This is a genomic window from Actinorugispora endophytica, assembly GCF_004363075.1.
Classification (GTDB): Bacteria; Actinomycetota; Actinomycetes; order Streptosporangiales; family Streptosporangiaceae; genus Actinorugispora; species Actinorugispora endophytica.
Genome location: NZ_SNYN01000021.1, coordinates 1,204 through 17,195 on the forward strand (window position 1 = coordinate 1,204; position 15,992 = coordinate 17,195).

Below are 15,992 nucleotides of genomic sequence, written 5' to 3' on the forward strand. Positions count from 1 at the left end.
GGGTGGTTCCGACCGTCGTGACAGTCGGCCTTCTTACCGCGATGGCGAAGGCCGCTCCAGGGACGTGGAGCGTGGTGGTTATCGGGGTGGTTCCGATCGCCGTGACGACCGGCCGAGCGGTGGTTACCGGGGTGGTTCCGACCGTCGTGACAGTCGGCCTTCTTACCGCGATGGCGAAGGCCGCTCCAGGGACGTGGAGCGTGGTGGTTATCGGGGTGGTTCCGACCGTCGTGACGACCGGCCGAGCGGTGGTTACCGGGGAGACCGCGGGGATCGCCCGTACCGCGCGAGTGGGAACCGTTCGGAGGCGCCGCGTCGCGGATACGGGAATGACCGCCACCGTGACGAGGCGCCGCGCGAGCCGCGCGAGGCCGCTCCGGAACTGCCCGAGGACGCGCTTCCGTACCGCCTCGACGCCGAGGTTCGCGGTGAGCTGACGACCCTGCCCAAGTCGCTGGCCGACGTGGTCGCCAAGCACCTGGTGGCGGCGGGTGAGCTTCTCGGAGAGGATCCGGAGCGCGCCTACCAGCATGCCGTCTACGCCCGGCGCAAGGCGTCCCGTATCGGCGCGGTGCGGGAGGCGGCCGGTCTGGCGGCCTACTCGGTGGGCAAGTGGCAGGAGGCCCTGTCAGAGCTGCGCGCCGCTCGACGGATGAACGGGCGCAACGTCTACCTCGCCGTGATGGCCGACTGCGAACGCGGTCTCGGCCGTCCCGAGCGTGCCCTGGAGATCGCGCACGGGCCCGAGGCCGAGGGCCTCGAGACCGCCGAGCAGATCGAACTGCGCATCGTCGCCGCAGGGGCCCGCAGGGACATGGGGGACGTTCGCGCTGCCCTGGTCGAGCTCCAAGTCCCCGAACTCAAGGAGCGCCGGGCCCGCCCGTGGGTGGCGCGGTTGTTCTACGCCTACGCCGACGTGCTGCTGGAGCTGGGGCGTACGGAGGAGGCCCGGGAGTACTTCTCCCGCGCGGCCGCCGTGGACCAGGAGGGCGAGACCGACGCCGACGAGCGCCTGGCCGCGCTGGAGGGCGTGGAGATCGTCGATATCGGCGAGGACGTGGTGTGGAGCGACGCCGAGGACCCGGACTTCGAGGACGGCCCCGGGGACCAGGCCGCCGGGATGACCGTGCCCGCGGACATGTCGGAGGCTCCGGCCGGGGACGAGGACTCCCCGAGGGGGGCCGCGCCGGACGAGACTGACGCGGAGGTCCCCTCGGACCGGGAGGACGAGAGCTCCTGAAGTACCGGGCGGCCCGGCTCCGTTACCCGACGGAGCCGGGCCGCCCGGCATGGGACCGGCCTGCGGGCGGGTATGACGACGAGACCCACGGCTGTCCGGTCGAGAGCGAGGCTGACGCGTCCATGACCCTGCTCCCACCGCCGTTGAACGGCGCCGTCGTCCACATCGGGGGCCCACCCGCTTCCCACGACTCGGTCGTCGTGCTGCTGTTCTCGGGACTGAGGCCCGTCATGGTCCGGCACCGGGACCGCGCCTGGGAGTTTCCCGGCGGACACGCCGAAGCGGGCGAAGACGTCGAGGCCACCGCCCGTAGGGAGGCCCGCGAAGAGGCGGGGGCCGAACTGGCGGAACTGCGTGTCGTCGGGTACTACGTACTGGCCGGGGGACACACGACCGTGGTCACGCACGCCCAGCTCGCCGGCCTGACTCCGCTGACCGGGGAGTTCGAGACGCTGGAGGTGCGCTCCTTCGAGGTGCTGCCGCCGGACCTGTCCTTCGACGACGGTCTCTACGCGTACCTGCTCACCGTGCTCGGCCTTCCCGGCGCCCCGGCCGACGGGTCATGAGGCGACGCCCGGTACGGGCTTGGCGTACACCACCTCCACCGCGCACTGCCGGTAGCCCAGCCAGGTGTTGACGGCGCGCATCGGCGCGTTGTCGTCGGCGTTGCTGGTCAGGGCCGTCCGGTAGCCGCGCTCGCGGGCCCGGTGCAGGGCGGCGGCCTTGGTGTACTTGACCAGGCCCCGGCCCCGGTACTCGCGCAGGGTGCCGGTCATGGCCGAGTACAGTTTCGTCCGGCCGTCGGAGAACAGGTTGACGACGCACACCGGGCGGCCGTCCAGGACCGCGGCAGTGCTCAGGTCCAGGTCCAGCAGAGGGTGCTCCCACATCGCGGTCAGCCAGTCGGGGTAGGGGGTCGCGTCGTAGGGGATCTCCGCCGGCTCGTCCCGGGCGGCGGCCCCCTCCACGGCGTGCAGGGGGCGCGGATCGGAACGGAAGTCGCGGTACGGGCGCAGTTCCGCGCCTTCGGGCCTTGGCGGGACCGGTGGCAGCGAGGCCAGGTCGAGTTCCTGGAACAGGCTGATCGTGCCGCGTTCGTAGCCCCGGTGCTCGGCGAACCGCCCCGATTCCGGGCCGAGGGTGTAGGTGCGCATCACGGTCCCGCCGACATCGGCGATGTGCTTCTCGGCCGCGCGCAGCAGCGCGCCGCCGACGCCCCTGCGGCGGTGGCCGGGGTCGACGACGATGTTCACGGCGCCCTGGCCGGCCAGCGAGGTCTCCCATTCCAGCTCGGCGCAGGCACGGCCCACGACGATGCCGTCCAGTTCCGCGACGAGGACCGCGGCGCGGGAGGCGGCCGGGGCCCGGTCGGCCCGTGCCCGCAGCGACTCGACGGTGTCGATCATGTGCGGGACGGCCTGTTGGGTGATGGCGAGGACGGCCGGCGCGTCATCGGGCCGGAAGGGGCGAATCACGAGGCTCATCGTCCGACCCTAGAATCCGGCCCCGGAGTTCGCGACCTGTTTTCGGACGGGCGAGGGAGAACGGTGGCGCCGGGCCCCGGCGGCGGGACGTGGTCGGGGTTCCCCAGGGGCGCTCACCCGGTCTTCTCCGCCTCGCGCCGATCCGCCTCGACCCGGTCCAGCCAGTGCGTGATGCCCGCGACGTTGCCCTCGACGCCGCTGAGGATGTCCAGGACCTGCTGGGACTCCCCGGCGACGCCCTCGGGGAGGGGGCGGTAGCGGTCGAGTACGCGTTCGCGCACCAGGGCGACCGCATGGTCGAGGTCGCCTCCGGTGTCACGGGACTCGCGCACGGTCTCCACCCACACCCGGAGCTCCTCGACCGCGCGCTCCAGGGTCGGGGCGACCTCGTCGACCGCTCCGAAGTGCGAGAACAGCAGCCGTCGCGGTCGGATGTCGGAGAACAGCCGCAGCGAGCCCAGGCCCGCGTCCAGATCGAAGTCCGGCGGCGGGGTCGCCGGGCGCACGTCGCCGGTGAGCGGGTTGTACACGCCGACCGCGTCGCCCACGTACAGGTCGCCGGACAGGGAGTCCACCAGCCCGACGTGGTGCTTGGCGTGGCCGGGGGAGTAGTGCGCGGTCAGTCTGCGGCCCGCGCCCAGGTCGACCTCGTCGCCGGTGTCCACGGCGCGGATCCTGGCCGCCTCGGTCGGCGTCATCTCGCCGAACAGCGTGTCCAGGCGCTCGCCCCACACCATGCGGGCGCTGCGCATCAGCCGTGACGGGTCGGCGAGATGGCGGGCTCCGCGCTCGTGCACGACGATCTCGGCGCGGGGGAACATCCGGGCGATCTCGCCGGTGCCGCCGGCGTGGTCCAGGTGGATGTGGGTGACCGCCACCGTGGCCAGGTCGGCGGCGTCGACGCCCAGGGAGTGCAGCGCGTCGCGCAGCACCGGCGCAGACCCCGCGGTGCCGACCTCCACGACGCACGGCCGCTCGGACCGGATCAGGTAGCTGGAGGTGATCCCGGGGTAGCCCGCCATCCTGGTGTCGATCGCGAAGATCTCGTCGCCCAGCGGTGTGACGCCCCCGCGGACGCCTCCGGTCGTGTCCCCCACGGTGCGCTCCCCTTCCCGGTGGACCCCAACGGCCGAACCCGAATCTAGTTCACGGGAATCCCGTCGGGTGCGCCGGGGCGTGGCCCCGCGGGGCCGTCCGGCGCCCCTCATGCCATTCGACGTCTTCGGGCAGCGTGGACGCAAGTTTTCCACAGGCGGAGGATTCGGCTTTCGCGACGCCGGGGCGCCGGATGATCCTGGGAGTGAGACAGGGTCCCGCGGCGCCCGGCGCGGCGCGGAAGCCACCGGTTCACCAGTCTGGGAGGACGACCATGCAGAACCCGCCACCGGCCCCCACCGCATCCCGACGCGCTCCCGCCCCCGGCCCCGGGGAGCGGCCCGCGTCCCGAGCCACGCACCACTCCGGGGAGCACCGCAACGAGATCCTGCTCGCCGGACGGGTCACCGCCGAGCCGTCGGTGCGCGAACTGCCCAGCGGCGACCAGTTGGTGACCTGGCGTATCGCCGTGACCAGGCCGCAGTCGGAGCAGCGCCCCAACCAGCCGGCCGACCCCATCACCTGCGTCAGCTTCCGGCGGGACATGGCCGAACTCACCCGGGACTGGCGCATCGGGGACACGGTGCAGGTCACCGGTGCGCTCCGGCGCCGGTTCTGGCGTTCCCCCAACGGCTCCGCCAGCGTGTTCGAGGTCGAGGCCAAGACCGCGTGCCGGGTCGGGGCCGCAGCCTGAGGGCACCGCGGCGGGAACGGTCGGGGCTCCCGTCCGGGCCCGGGAGCGGAGACCACCCGGAAGGCGCGCCCCGACCGGTTCCCTCCGGTCACCAGCCCAGCAGGCCGACGGCCTCACGGGCCGCGTCGGCGGAGACCGGGTAGCCCCCACCCCAGGCCGCCGCGCACAGTGCGCGCAGGCCGTCCAGGGGATCTCCCGAGCCGTCGAGCCGCAACCGGTCCCGGCCCGCTGCGGCGGTCCAGCCGCCGCAGCGGGCCAGGCCCTGATCCAGCAGTGCGGACGGGTGCGACTCGTTCATTCCGTCCAGGTCGTGGGCGAGGTAGGAAGGTCGGTGCTCGGGTGGGGCCAGAAGCAGCTCGGCGGGGGTGGTCACTCCGGACAGCACCAGCAGGCTGTGCGCGCCCCGCCGGGTCGCGCCCTCGATGTCGGTGTCCAGACGGTCACCGACCACCAGAGGGTTGGTGGAGCCGGTGCGGCGCACGCCTTCCTCGTGCAGCGGCCGCTCCGGTTTGCCCGCCACGATCGGCTCGCGCCCGGTGGAGTGGGCGATCACCCGGGAGAAGGAGCCGTTGCCGGGCTGGATGCCGCGTCCCAGAGGCGCGGTGGCATCGTTGTTGCTCACCACGAACAGCGCCCCGGCGGCCACCGCGAGAGCGCCCTCGACCGCCAGGTCGTAGCCCATCCGGGGCGAGTATCCCTGCACCACGGCCACCGGCTCGTCATAGACGGTCGTCACCGGGCGCAGGCCGTGGGCGCGCACCGCCTGCCGCAGACCGGTGTCGCCGACCACCAGCACCGGTGACCCCGGAGCGACGCGTTCCGCGATGAGCCGGGCGGCGGCCTGCGCGGAGGTGACCACGTCGTCGGCTTCGGCGCCCACCCCCAGCGAGGTGAGGCGTTCGGCGATGGACGCCGGGGTGCGCGAGGCGTTGTTGGTCACGAAGGCCACCCGCATTCCCTGGGCGCGGGCCTTGGCCACGGCCCCCGGAGCGGCGGGAACCGCGTTCGGGCCGACGTAGACGACCCCGTCCAGGTCGAGCAGGGCCGCGTCGTAGACCGAGTGCAGGGGTTCGGGTGAGGCCAGGAGAGTCATCGTTTTCCGTCACTGTTGAAGGGGTCGGCCGGGTCAAGGGCGCGCAGTACAAGTCCGGTGCGCGGTTTGGGGCCGAATGATGTCGACTTGCGGGGTGTGAGCTCGTTCCGGGCGGTCACCGCGTAGACGTCCTCGACGTCCAGCGGAGGCAGGATCACCGCGGTCCTCCTCCCCGGCTCCGCCGCCGCGGCCGCTTCCTCGGCGTCGTCGTGGACCAGCAGCGCGTCCTCGTCGCGCAGCCCCCAGAGGGGGAGGAAGAGGTGGATGAGCGCGGCGGTGTGCAGCGCCCGCCATTCTTCTGAGCGCTCGGGGAGTGCGGCGGCCAGCGGTGCCGGGTCCACTTCGCGCACGAGGAAGCCGCGTCGCGCGTCCGCCAACAGCAGGGACGGTCCCCGGCGCGCGGCGCGCTCCAACCGGGCGGCGGCCTCCTCCACGGGAACGCCGGTGAGGTCGTCCACCCGGGCGTGCGCGGCGGCGGCGCGGGCGGCGTCGGCCGCGTCCAGACCGGTGAACACGCGGTGGATGGCGCCGAGGCAGGGGGGCGAGGAGTCGGAGTCCACGAGCAGGGCCAGCCCGTAACCCCACGAGGGCTCCTTCGGGTGCGCCGCGCGCAGCCGCTGGTAGGCGGCGTACCGGTGGTGCCCGTCGGCGATCATCGCGGTGCGGGTGGCCAGGTCCGCGGAGACGGCCGAGTGCTGGGCGGGATCGGTGATCGCCCACAGTCGGTGCCGTGTCCCGTCGCCGGTCAGGGTGTCCACCAGGGGCTCGTCCTGGCGGGGAGCGGTCGCGGCGGTGGCCGCCGCACCCCGCGCGGCGCCGGTGCCGCCCTGGTACAGCAGGAAGATCGGTTCGAGGTTCGCGCGGGTCTCGGCCATGAGCCGGGCGCGGTCGGCCACGGGAACATCGAAGACCTCCTCGTGCGCGCGCACCGTTCCGCTGCCGGGGGGCGGCAGCCGCAGCGCGCCGATGAGGCCGCGCTGGCGGACCCCTGCCGTGCCGGTCTGCTCGTACACGTACAGCGAGGCCTCGGCGTCCCGTACGAGCACGCCCTCGTCGATCCAGCGCCGGAGTGTGCCCGCGGCCCGCCGGTACCGGTCGGGCCCGGAAAGGCCTGTGGGCGGCTCGGCGGCGGGGGGCAGGGTCAGACGTACGGCGTTGTGCGGTTCGGCGCGGATCAGGGCGGAGACGGTTCCGGCGTCCACCACGTCATAGGGGGGAGCCAGCGCGAGTGCGAGGTCCAGATCGGGGGAGTCGATGAGGGCCCGGGCGTCCTGGGACGCGTACCGCAGCCCTCGGAACGGGGCGAGTTCGAGAACGTCTTCGGCGGCTTCCGACATCCGCAAACGATACCGGGGAGTCCTCTGCCAGGGGCAGTGTCGGAAGGGTGACATGTCCGACGAGCGGGGTCGGGGTCGCGGTGGTTTTCCCGCTGGTCTTGACCTTTCCGGGGTCTCGGCGGCGGTTGAGGCCCCGGAAAGGTCAAGACCGGGAAGAAGAACGGACACCGGACGCGGGGCGCTAGAGCAGCTTGCGCATCCGCATCATGTCGCCGAGGCTCGCGTCCAGCTTGATCCGCCCGGACAGCAGCGCCTTGGCGAAGTCCAGCCGGTCCTCGGACAGGGCCACCAGGTCGTCGCTGGAGACGGTGATGCGTACCTGGGCCCGCTCGATCTCGGCCGAGGCGGGCTGGTCGGTGACGCCGACCAGGCCCTGCATGCTCAGGCGCATCTCGAAGACGGTCCGCAGGTCGCTGACGGTGACGCTGACGGTCCGGTCCACGATGTGCTTGCGCCGCCGGGCCTCGTCGAGCTGGGCGATCTCATCGGACACTTTGCCGATGGCGGTACGGCATTCCTCAATGGTGGCCATGCCCCCATCATGCCCTAGATCGTCGGCGGGAAGGTTCCGCCCGGTCAGTGGTGGGAAGGGCCGCCGGTCCCTCCCGAGCGCCGTCGGCGGACCGGAGCCGCGCGGCTTCACCGCGTGAGGGCACGCGGCCACGTCAGGGGACTCCGGCGCGGGAGGGCCGTCCAGCGGTCCCGACGCGTCCCGACTCCCGCGAGGCGGTCGGCCGCGGGCTTGCGCCGCATGACGGTGTCGATGCGGGTAGCGTTTCAACGGGGTCCCGCTCACGCAGGCATCACCCGCCGGCACACCTGGATTTCTCGAGGAGCACGTTCAATGGTCGTCGACGCGGTACGCACCTACCTGGAAGCCGCCAGCGGTTTCACCGAGCTCACCCGCAAGCACGCGGTCGCGGCGGCCAAGACCCTCCTCAAGGAGAGCGACGAGCGCTCGGGGGGCGCGATCACCCGCGCCGCCGACACCGCCAAGAGCACCGTGGAGAACGTGGAGAGCTCGGTGCGCGGCACGCGCGTGGGGCACAGCATCCAGGCGCTGGCCACGGACCTCATCGAGACGAGCAGGGCGAACCGGGCCGCGATCGGCACCCTGGTCGAAGGCGAGGTCGAACGCCTCCTGGACCGCCTCGACCTGGTCCGCCGCGACGAGCACGACCGGCTGCTGCGCCGCGTCGCGGAACTGGAGCGGCGCCTGGCCTCGACGGCCGCGGCGCAGCGGCGCCGTGCCGCGGCAGGGGAGGGGGCGCGGACCCCCGCGGCCGCCTCGGCGGAGCCCGTGCGCGGCGCGGCGGCGGAGGCCGAGCAGGCCCCCGAGCCCGAGACGGCGGGGTCCCCGGTGGTCGAGGCCGAGCCCGCGGAGGCCGAGCAGACCCCGGCGGCCGAGCCCGCGCCCGAGTCGGCGGCCGAGCCCGCGCCCGTGGTCGAGGAGCCCCGGGGTCAGGAGCCCGGGAGCGCTCCGGCGGCCAGGCCCGCGGCGCGCGCCGGGAAGGCCAAGGCCAACGGCGCCCGGTCGCGGTCGACCAAGGGCCAGCCCAAGCGCGCCGCGACCCGCAAGGGCTCCGGCCCGGCCAAGGACGGGGGCAAGTAGTGGAGGGCGAGGCCGTGCTCGCCGAGCGCACCCTCGCCGGGGTGCGGGCCCGGATGGACGCGCTCGACGAGCTCGACACCGCGGAGCACGTCGCCGTGTTCGAGACGGTGCACCGCGAACTCTCCGAGGTGCTCTCCGCTCTCGACCCCCCGCGCGGCTGACCGTTCGCGACCGTGCCCCAGCCCCCTTCCGGAGGGCTCGGGGGATACCGCGAGAACACGGGGAAGCCGCGCGGAGACCACCGCGAGCCGGACACCGAACACTAGATAGGCATGCACACCATGGCCAAACGCAGCCGACTGGACGCCGAGCTGGTCCGGCGCGGCCACGCGCGCTCGCGGTCCCACGCCGCCGAACTCATCGACGCGGGACTGGTCCGCGTCGCGGGGGGCGTCGCCACCAAGGCGGCCACCCAGGTCGGCACCGACCAGGCGATCGTGGTGAACGCGGCCGACAACGAACCGGTCTACGTCTCACGGGGCGCGCACAAGCTCATCGGCGCGCTCGACGCCTTCGGCATCGACGCCACGGGCCGGCGCTGCCTGGACGCGGGGGCCTCCACCGGGGGGTTCACCGACGTGCTGCTGCGGCGCGGGGCGGCGCACGTCCTCGCGGTCGACGTCGGGTACGGCCAGCTCGCCTGGTCGCTGCGCAGCGACGCGCGGGTGACGGTGCTGGAGCGGCAGAACGTCCGCGAGCTCACCCCCGGCCACGTCGGCGAACCGCGGCCGGACCTGGTGGTCGGAGACCTGTCCTTCATCTCGCTGAACCTGGTCCTGGGGGCGTTGTCCGAGTGCGCCGCTCCCGGCGCCGACTTCGCGATGATGGTCAAACCCCAGTTCGAGGTGGGCAGGGATCGCGTCGGCGCGGGCGGTGTGGTGCGCGACCCCGAACTGCGCGCGGACGCGGTGCGCGGTGTGGCCGCGCACGCCCTCACTCTGGGGCTGGGTGTCGAGGGCGTCGCGGCGAGCCCGCTGCCGGGGCCGTCGGGGAACGTCGAGTACTTCCTGTGGCTGCGCGCGGGGGCGCGCCCCCTGGACGAGGAGCGGCTGCGGCGGGCGGTCGAGGAGGGGCCGCAGTGAACGGGGTCCGGCCGCCGGACATGGCGGACGGGCCACGCATCCGGATCGTCCGAGGCTTCGGGTAACGTGTCCCGGCCGGGTCGACCCCGGCCGCGCCACCGCGAGCGGTGGCCGGGGTAAGGCGATGAGGAGGACCTTGCGATGACCGGTGCGGGCCAGGACACGTCCGATGCGCCCGGTGGCGGGACCGGCCGGACCGTGCTCCTCCTGGCGCACACGGGGCGGCCCGCCGCCGTCCGCAGCGCCCGACTGGTCCACCAGAGCCTCACGCGGGCCGGGGTGGCGGTGCGGATGTTCGCCTCCGAGGTCGACGAGATCAGGCGGACCGGCGCGCGGCTGGACCCCGTGGAGATCGTCTCGCCGGGGCCCGGCGCCGCGGTGGGGGCCGAGCTCGTCATGGTGCTGGGCGGCGACGGCACGCTGCTGCGCGCCGCCGAGATCGCCCGTCCGGCAGGGGTCCCCCTCCTGGGCGTGAACCTGGGGCACGTGGGCTTCCTCGCCGAGGCCGAGCGCGACGACCTGTCCGACACCGTGCGCTGCGTGGTCGCGCGTGATTACGAGGTCGAGGAGCGCATGACGATCGACGTCGCGGTGTACGACAGGGGCCGCAACGGCACGACCCCGCCGGTGCGCACCTGGGCGTTGAACGAGGCCACGGCCGAGAAGCTCGACGCCCGCCGCATGCTGGAGGTGGTCCTGGAGATCGACGGGCGTCCGCTGTCCCGCTGGGGCTGCGACGGAGTGGTGTGCGCCACGCCCACCGGTTCGACCGCGCACGCGTTCTCCGCGGGAGGCCCCGTCGTGTGGCCCTCCGTGGAGGCGCTTCTGGTGGTGCCGCTGAGCGCGCACGCCCTTTTCGCGCGGCCCATGGTGGTCGCCCCCGACGCGACCGTCGCGTTCGAGGTGCTCCCGGACACCACCGAGGGGGTGCTCTGGTGCGATGGACGCCGTATGGTCGAACTGCCCGCCGGAGCGCGAATCGAGATCTCGCGCTCGAACACGCCGGTGCGGTTGGCCCGCCTCCAGCGGCCGCCGTTCACCGACCGGCTGGTCGCCAAGTTCGGCCTCCCGGTGGCCGGTTGGCGCGGGCGGGCCGAGCGCGGGCACAGGTGAGCGCACCCGTGCGCGCGGCACGGGCAGCACAAGGCGTCAGCAGTGGTTATCAGGAGAGGGTCCGGTGCTCGAAGAAGTCCGAATCCAGGGTCTCGGCGTGATCGACGACGCGGTTCTGGAGCTGTCTCCGGGGTTCACCGTGGTCACGGGTGAGACCGGTGCGGGTAAGACGATGGTGGTCACCGGTCTGGGGCTGCTCTTCGGTGGACGGGCCGATCCGCAGCGGGTGCGTCCCGGTGCGGACCGGGCGGTCGTGGAGGGCAGGCTGACGGTTCCCCCGGGAGGCCGGGTCGCCGGGCGCGTCGCGGAGGCGGGCGGCGAACTCGACGAGGACGTGCTGATCGTCTCGCGCAGCGTGTCCGCCGAAGGCCGCTCGCGCGGCACTCTCGGAGGGCGGTCGGTGCCGGTCAGCCTGCTGGCGTACCTTGCCGACGACCTCGTCGCCGTGCACGGCCAGTCCGACCAGCAGCGGCTGCTGCGCGCCGAACGCCAGCGCGCGGCGCTCGACCGGTACGCGGGGGAGGCGCTGACCAAGACGCTCAGCGCCTACAGCGCCGCCTACCGGCGGCACCGGGAGGTCGCCGAGTCGCTGGAGGAGCTGACCACCCGGGCGCGCGAACGCGCCCAGGAGGCCGACATGCTGCGCTTCGGCGTGGAGGAGATCCTCGCGGCCGAGCCGCGCGAGGGCGAGGACGCCGAGCTTCTGGCCGAGGAGACCCGGCTGGCGCACGCCGACGCGCTGCGCGTGGCCGCGACCACCGCGCACGAGGCGCTTGCCGGAGACCCCGCCAGCGACGTCGAGGTGGACGTCGCCGCGCTGCTGGCCGCCGCGCGCCAGGCGCTGACGGCCGTCCGCGAGCACGACGCGGAGCTCGCCGCGGTCGCCGACCGGCTGGACGAGGTCAGCTACGTACTCAGCGACGCCGCCACCGAGCTCGCCTCCTACTCCGAGTCCGTGGACGCGGACCCGGCGCGCCTGGCCGCGGTGCAGGAGCGCCGGTCGCTGCTCACCCAGCTCTCCCGCAAGTACGGCGCCACCACCGACGACGTCCTGGCCTGGGCCGAGGACGCCGCCAAGCGGCTGGCGGAGCTGGACGGCGACGACGAGCGCATCGAGGCGCTCGCCGTGGAGGAGGAGGAGCTGCGCGGGCGGATGACCGAGCTCGCGGACCGGCTCACCGGCATCCGCTCCGAGACCGCCGACCGGTTCGGCGCGGCCGTCACCGAGGAGCTCGCCGCGCTGGCGATGCCGCACGCCCGGGTCGCGGTCCGCCTGACCACCGGCGCGCAGTTCGGTCCGCACGGCCGCGACGACATCGAGCTGCTGCTCGCCCCCCACCCCAGCGCTCCGCCGCTGCCCCTGAACAAGGGCGCCTCGGGGGGGGAGCTCTCCCGGGTCATGCTGGCCATCGAGGTGGTCTTCGCCGGGGCCGACCCCGTTCCCACCTTCGTCTTCGACGAGGTCGACGCGGGTGTCGGCGGCAAGGCCGCCGTCGAGATCGGGCGGCGCCTGGCCCGCCTCGCCCGGCGCGCGCAGGTCATCGTGGTCACCCACCTGCCCCAGGTCGCCGCGTTCGCCGACGCCCACCTGGTGGTGGAGAAGTCCAACGACGGCATGGTCACCGAGAGCGGGGTGACCCGGCTGGACCGTTCCGGGCGGGTCCGGGAGCTCTCACGTATGCTGGCTGGGCTGGAGGACTCCGAACTCGGCCGCGCCCACGCCGAGGAGCTGCTCACGATCGCGGCGGCCGACCGCGACTGAGCCGCGCCGCGTCCAGCGGTCCCCTTCCGCCGGGACACGGCCGCCGTCCACCGCGTGGGCCGCCGCGACCACAGCGGGGACGGTGGACCAGGATGCCCGAGGACGAGCAGACGGGAGCACGCCAACACGCCGTCACAGTGCGGGGTGTGACGATATCGCTGCCCTCCGTGGCAGGATGCAGGCGATGAAGGTTCCCACCGCGTTCAGCGCGCGGCTCCCGAGACTCCGTCGCGCCAGGCCCGACGGAACGAACGGCGTTGTCGCCCCGGTCCGGGCGGACCGCCGCACCAAGAATCTCACCAAACGGCTCAGACCCGGCGACATCGCGGTCATCGACCACGTCGACATCGACCGGGTGAGCGCCGAGGCCCTCGTCGAGTGCGGGGTCTCGGCGGTGCTGAACACCGCCACGAGCATCAGCGGCCGGTACCCCAACCTCGGGCCGCAGCTCATCGTCGAGGCGGGGATCCCACTGGTCGACGAGGTCGACCCGGCGGTCTTCTCCCGGTTGGAGGAGGGCGAGCGGCTCCGGTTGGAGGGCGGGATCCTGCTGCGCGGCGACACGGTCGTGGCCAGGGGCGTCGAACAGGACGAGGCGTCGGTCGAGGCGGCCATGGCCGAGGCGCGCGCCGGACTCGCGGTGCAGCTGGAGGCGTTCGCCGCCAACACCATGGAGTACCTCAAGCGCGAGCGGGCGCTGCTCCTGGAGGGGGTCGGCGTACCCGACATCGCCACCTCGATCGAGGGCAGGCACGTCCTGATCGTGGTGCGCGGCTACCACTACCGCGAGGACATCGCGACGCTGCGCTCCTACATCCGCGAGTACCGGCCGGTCATCATCGCGGTGGACGGCGGCGCCGACGCGCTCCTGGAGGCCGGGTACCGGCCCGACATCATCGTCGGCGACTTCGACTCGGTGTCCGACCGGGCGCTGACCTGCGGCGCGGAACTGGTGGTGCACGCCTACCGGGACGGGCGGGCCCCCGGTCTCCAGCGCGTCACCGACCTGGGCCACCAGGCCGTCGTCTTCCCCGCGACCGGGACCAGCGAGGACGTGGCGATGCTGCTCGCCGACGACGCGGGCGCCGCCCTCATCGTCGCGGTCGGCACGCACGCCACCCTCGAGGAGTTCCTGGACAAGGGCCGCGCGGGGATGGCCAGCACCTTCCTCACCCGCCTGCGGGTCGGCGGCAAGCTCGTCGACGCCAAGGGCGTCAGCCGCCTCTACCGCAGCCGCATCTCGCCGTGGACGCTGCTGCTGCTCGCGGGGGCCTGCCTGCTCACCATCGTCGTCGCGGCCTACAGCTCCCCGGCCGGGCAGGTCTACATGACCTTCCTCGCCGTGCGCTGGGACGCGTTCCTCTACTGGCTCACGGGACTTCTCGCGTGATCGACTTCCGTTACCACCTGGTCTCCATCGTCGCGGTCTTCCTCGCGTTGACCGTCGGCATCGTGCTGGGCACCACGATGCTGCAGGACCCGCTGCTCAACGCCCTGAAGACCGAGACCGCGCAGCTGCGCGAGCAGAGCGAGCAGCTGCGGACCGAGAAGGACCTGGCCGAGAAGCTGAACGCCGGTGACGCCCAGCTCATCGCCGCGTACGCCGACGCCATGCTCGACGGGCGGCTCAACGGGCTGCGGGTCGTCGTGGTGGAGTCGCCGGGGGTGGACGCGGCGTCCCGCGACGCCGTCCTCGACGGGATCCGGCGCGCGGGGGGGACCGTCGGCGGGCGGCTGCTCCTGACCGACAGGTACCTCGACCCGAGCGAGTCCAGCTTCGTCGACGAGGTCACCGACCAGCTCGGGGCCGGCCTGGACCTGCCGCAGGGCAACCCGTACGAGCGGGCCGGGGCCGAGATCGCCCAGGCCGTGCTCGCCGTGGACGAGGACGCGCCCCAGGGGGTGGCGCGCAGGGCGGGCGACGACTTCGACGGGGAGGCGGTCCTGGCCGGGTTCACCGAGGCGGGGCTGCTCACCACGCAGGGCCGGCCCGCGTCGGGCGCCGACGCGGCCCTGGTGCTGGCCCCCGCCGAGCCCTTCGCGTCCGCCGACTCCCAGGAGGGGGAGGCGGTCACCCCGCCCGGCAACGCGGTGGTGCTGGCGCTGGCGCGCGCCTTCGAGCAGGCGGGCAGCGGCACCGTCCTGGCCGGTTCGCCCGCGGCGGACGGCCGGACGGGCGTCGTGCGCCAGGCGCGCGCGGAGGAGGCCCGCTTCAGTACCGTCGACACGGTCGACACCCAGGCGGGCGCCGTCGTCGCGGTGCTCGTGCTCGCCATGACCGAGGAGGGCCGTGACGGCCACTACGGGATCGGCGCCGGGGTCGACGGCTTCCTGCCCGACCCGCTGCCGGCCGTCAGTGAACCGTCCCCCGAGGCCAGTCCCGAGACCAGCCCGTCCAGCAGAGACGACTCATAGAAAGTACCCGGACATGCTCCCAGGTCCTTCCCCCAGACCGCGGACACGCCCCGAGGGCGCGGCGGACACCTCCGAGCGGCCGCTCCCGGCCCCTCCGTCGCAGACGGGGGACGGACGCGCGCCGACGCCTCCGCCCGGGGCGGCCCGCGCCGTGCGCGGCCTCGCGGGCGCGGTGGTCGGCGCGATCGCGGCCCGGGGCATGTACGCGGCCCTGACCAGCGGGTGGGGACCGGGTTCGGGGAGCGGGCCGGTCGGCGCCCGGTGGAACCGCGTCAACTTCCGGGGTGAGCGGGTCACCCTGTTGGAGGGCCCCGCACTGGCCGCCGGGGCGTGCACGGGAACCGTGCTCTCGCCCGGCCTGCCGGTCAACCTGCGTATGGCGACGGTGCTGGCGGGCGGCGGCGCGGCGGCCTTCGGGGCCTACGACGACCTGTCGGGGACGGCGGGCTCCCGGGGGTTCCGGGGGCATCTGGGCGCCCTGGCCCGCGGTGAGGTGACGACCGGGGCGGCCAAGATCCTGGGGATCGGCGCGACCAGCGCGGCCGCCGCGGTGGCGGTGGCCCGCGCGCCGGTGGACGTGCTGGTCAACAGCGCGCTGATCGCGGGCAGCGCCAACCTGCTCAACCTGTTCGACCTGCGTCCGGGCCGCGCGACCAAGGTGGCGCTGCTGGTCGGCGCCCCCGCCCTGGCGCATCCCGTCGCGGGGCCGATCGCGGCACCGGCCCTGGGCGCGGCCGCCGCTCTGCTGCCCGAGGACCTGGGGGAGCGGGCGATGCTCGGCGACTCGGGGGCCAACGCCCTCGGCGCGATGCTGGGGGTGGCCGCCGCCGCGAGCCTGCCGCGGTCCGCCCGCCTGGGCCTGCTCGCCGGTGTGGTCGCGCTGACCGCGGCGAGCGAGTTCGTGAGCTTCACCAGGGTCATCGCCGAGACCCCGCCGCTGCGCCGCCTGGACGAGCTGGGCCGCCGCTCCACGCCGTTCCCCGCCGGGCACCGGCCCCTGCCGGCCGACCTGCTGGCGGCGCCGAGCGCGGAGTGACTTCCTCCTCGGTCCAGGCCCTCCCCGAG

General features: G+C 74.0%; 17 protein-coding genes. 12 read left to right on the forward strand and 5 right to left on the reverse strand.

What is annotated here, in order from left to right; translation table 11 throughout:
• The 3 genes from EV190_RS23775 to EV190_RS18710 form a co-directional block, all read left to right on the forward strand.
• A partial coding sequence (locus EV190_RS23775) for a hypothetical protein (RefSeq protein ID WP_208113241.1) occupies nucleotides 1–437 on the forward strand: 437 nt, incomplete at its 5' end.
• Nucleotides 438–463: 26 nt separating this feature from the next.
• The gene (locus EV190_RS18705; RefSeq protein ID WP_243742667.1) at nucleotides 464–1,240 is read left to right on the forward strand and encodes an FUSC family protein; all 777 of its coding nucleotides are present in this window, start codon (nucleotides 464–466) and stop codon (nucleotides 1,238–1,240) included.
• 122 nt (nucleotides 1,241–1,362) lie between these two features.
• Nucleotides 1,363–1,806 (forward strand): NUDIX domain-containing protein, encoded by a 444-nt coding sequence (locus EV190_RS18710; protein ID WP_133742897.1) that lies wholly within the window; start codon nucleotides 1,363–1,365, stop codon nucleotides 1,804–1,806.
• On the opposite strand, the gene EV190_RS18715 is transcribed toward EV190_RS18710, so the two are convergent.
• Complete coding sequence (locus EV190_RS18715) at nucleotides 1,801–2,724, reverse strand: GNAT family N-acetyltransferase (protein WP_133742898.1); 924 nt, start codon at nucleotides 2,722–2,724, stop codon at nucleotides 1,801–1,803. The genes EV190_RS18710 and EV190_RS18715 overlap by 6 nt on opposite strands.
• Before the next feature lie 113 nt (nucleotides 2,725–2,837).
• A complete protein-coding gene (locus EV190_RS18720) occupies nucleotides 2,838–3,746 on the reverse strand; it encodes an MBL fold metallo-hydrolase (RefSeq protein WP_133742949.1) in 909 nt (302 codons plus the stop codon).
• 347 nt (nucleotides 3,747–4,093) lie between these two features.
• Here EV190_RS18720 and EV190_RS18725 point away from each other — a divergent pair, with 347 nt between their 5' ends.
• Nucleotides 4,094–4,513, forward strand: a complete 420-nt coding sequence (locus EV190_RS18725; RefSeq protein WP_133742899.1) for a single-stranded DNA-binding protein — start codon at nucleotides 4,094–4,096, stop codon at nucleotides 4,511–4,513.
• Between the two features lie 88 nt (nucleotides 4,514–4,601).
• Here the strand turns inward: EV190_RS18725 and EV190_RS18730 are convergent, their stop codons facing one another.
• The 3 genes from EV190_RS18730 to EV190_RS18740 all read right to left on the reverse strand — a co-directional run bounded on the left by EV190_RS18730 (nucleotide 4,602) and on the right by EV190_RS18740 (nucleotide 7,475).
• Nucleotides 4,602–5,606 (reverse strand): HAD-IIA family hydrolase, encoded by a 1,005-nt coding sequence (locus tag EV190_RS18730; protein ID WP_133742900.1) that lies wholly within the window; start codon nucleotides 5,604–5,606, stop codon nucleotides 4,602–4,604.
• On the reverse strand, nucleotides 5,603–6,943 hold the full coding sequence (locus EV190_RS18735) for a DUF1015 domain-containing protein (RefSeq protein WP_133742901.1): 1,341 nt from the start codon (nucleotides 6,941–6,943) through the stop codon (nucleotides 5,603–5,605). The genes EV190_RS18730 and EV190_RS18735 overlap by 4 nt, the downstream gene beginning before the upstream one ends.
• A 181-nt stretch (nucleotides 6,944–7,124) precedes the next feature.
• Nucleotides 7,125–7,475, reverse strand: a complete 351-nt coding sequence (locus EV190_RS18740) for an SCP2 sterol-binding domain-containing protein (RefSeq protein ID WP_133742902.1) — start codon at nucleotides 7,473–7,475, stop codon at nucleotides 7,125–7,127.
• A gap of 312 nt (nucleotides 7,476–7,787) precedes the next feature.
• Between EV190_RS18740 and EV190_RS18745 the strand changes: the two genes are divergently transcribed.
• The 8 genes from EV190_RS18745 (at nucleotide 7,788) to EV190_RS18775 (ending at nucleotide 15,963) form a co-directional block, all read left to right on the forward strand.
• The gene (locus EV190_RS18745) at nucleotides 7,788–8,555 is read left to right on the forward strand and encodes a hypothetical protein (RefSeq protein WP_133742903.1); all 768 of its coding nucleotides are present in this window, start codon (nucleotides 7,788–7,790) and stop codon (nucleotides 8,553–8,555) included.
• Nucleotides 8,555–8,716, forward strand: coding sequence for a hypothetical protein (locus EV190_RS23525; RefSeq protein WP_166655506.1), 162 nt, complete (start codon nucleotides 8,555–8,557; stop codon nucleotides 8,714–8,716). Before EV190_RS18745 ends, EV190_RS23525 begins: the two co-directional genes overlap by 1 nt.
• A gap of 120 nt (nucleotides 8,717–8,836) precedes the next feature.
• On the forward strand, nucleotides 8,837–9,637 hold the full coding sequence (locus EV190_RS18750) for a TlyA family RNA methyltransferase (protein WP_133742904.1): 801 nt from the start codon (nucleotides 8,837–8,839) through the stop codon (nucleotides 9,635–9,637).
• A 141-nt stretch (nucleotides 9,638–9,778) separates the two neighbouring features.
• Nucleotides 9,779–10,750 (forward strand): NAD kinase, encoded by a 972-nt coding sequence (locus tag EV190_RS18755; RefSeq protein WP_133742905.1) that lies wholly within the window; start codon nucleotides 9,779–9,781, stop codon nucleotides 10,748–10,750.
• A gap of 64 nt (nucleotides 10,751–10,814) precedes the next feature.
• Complete coding sequence (gene recN / locus EV190_RS18760) at nucleotides 10,815–12,512, forward strand: DNA repair protein RecN (protein WP_133742906.1); 1,698 nt, start codon at nucleotides 10,815–10,817, stop codon at nucleotides 12,510–12,512.
• A gap of 184 nt (nucleotides 12,513–12,696) precedes the next feature.
• Nucleotides 12,697–13,902: a putative cytokinetic ring protein SteA gene (gene steA, locus EV190_RS18765; RefSeq protein WP_133742907.1), complete on the forward strand. Its 1,206-nt coding sequence runs from the start codon at nucleotides 12,697–12,699 to the stop codon at nucleotides 13,900–13,902.
• On the forward strand, nucleotides 13,899–14,927 hold the full coding sequence (locus EV190_RS18770) for a copper transporter (RefSeq protein ID WP_133742908.1): 1,029 nt from the start codon (nucleotides 13,899–13,901) through the stop codon (nucleotides 14,925–14,927). The genes steA and EV190_RS18770 overlap by 4 nt, the downstream gene beginning before the upstream one ends.
• 151 nt (nucleotides 14,928–15,078) lie before the next feature.
• A complete protein-coding gene (locus EV190_RS18775; protein ID WP_133742909.1) occupies nucleotides 15,079–15,963 on the forward strand; it encodes a hypothetical protein in 885 nt (294 codons plus the stop codon).
• Nucleotides 15,964–15,992: the final 29 nt, after the last annotated feature.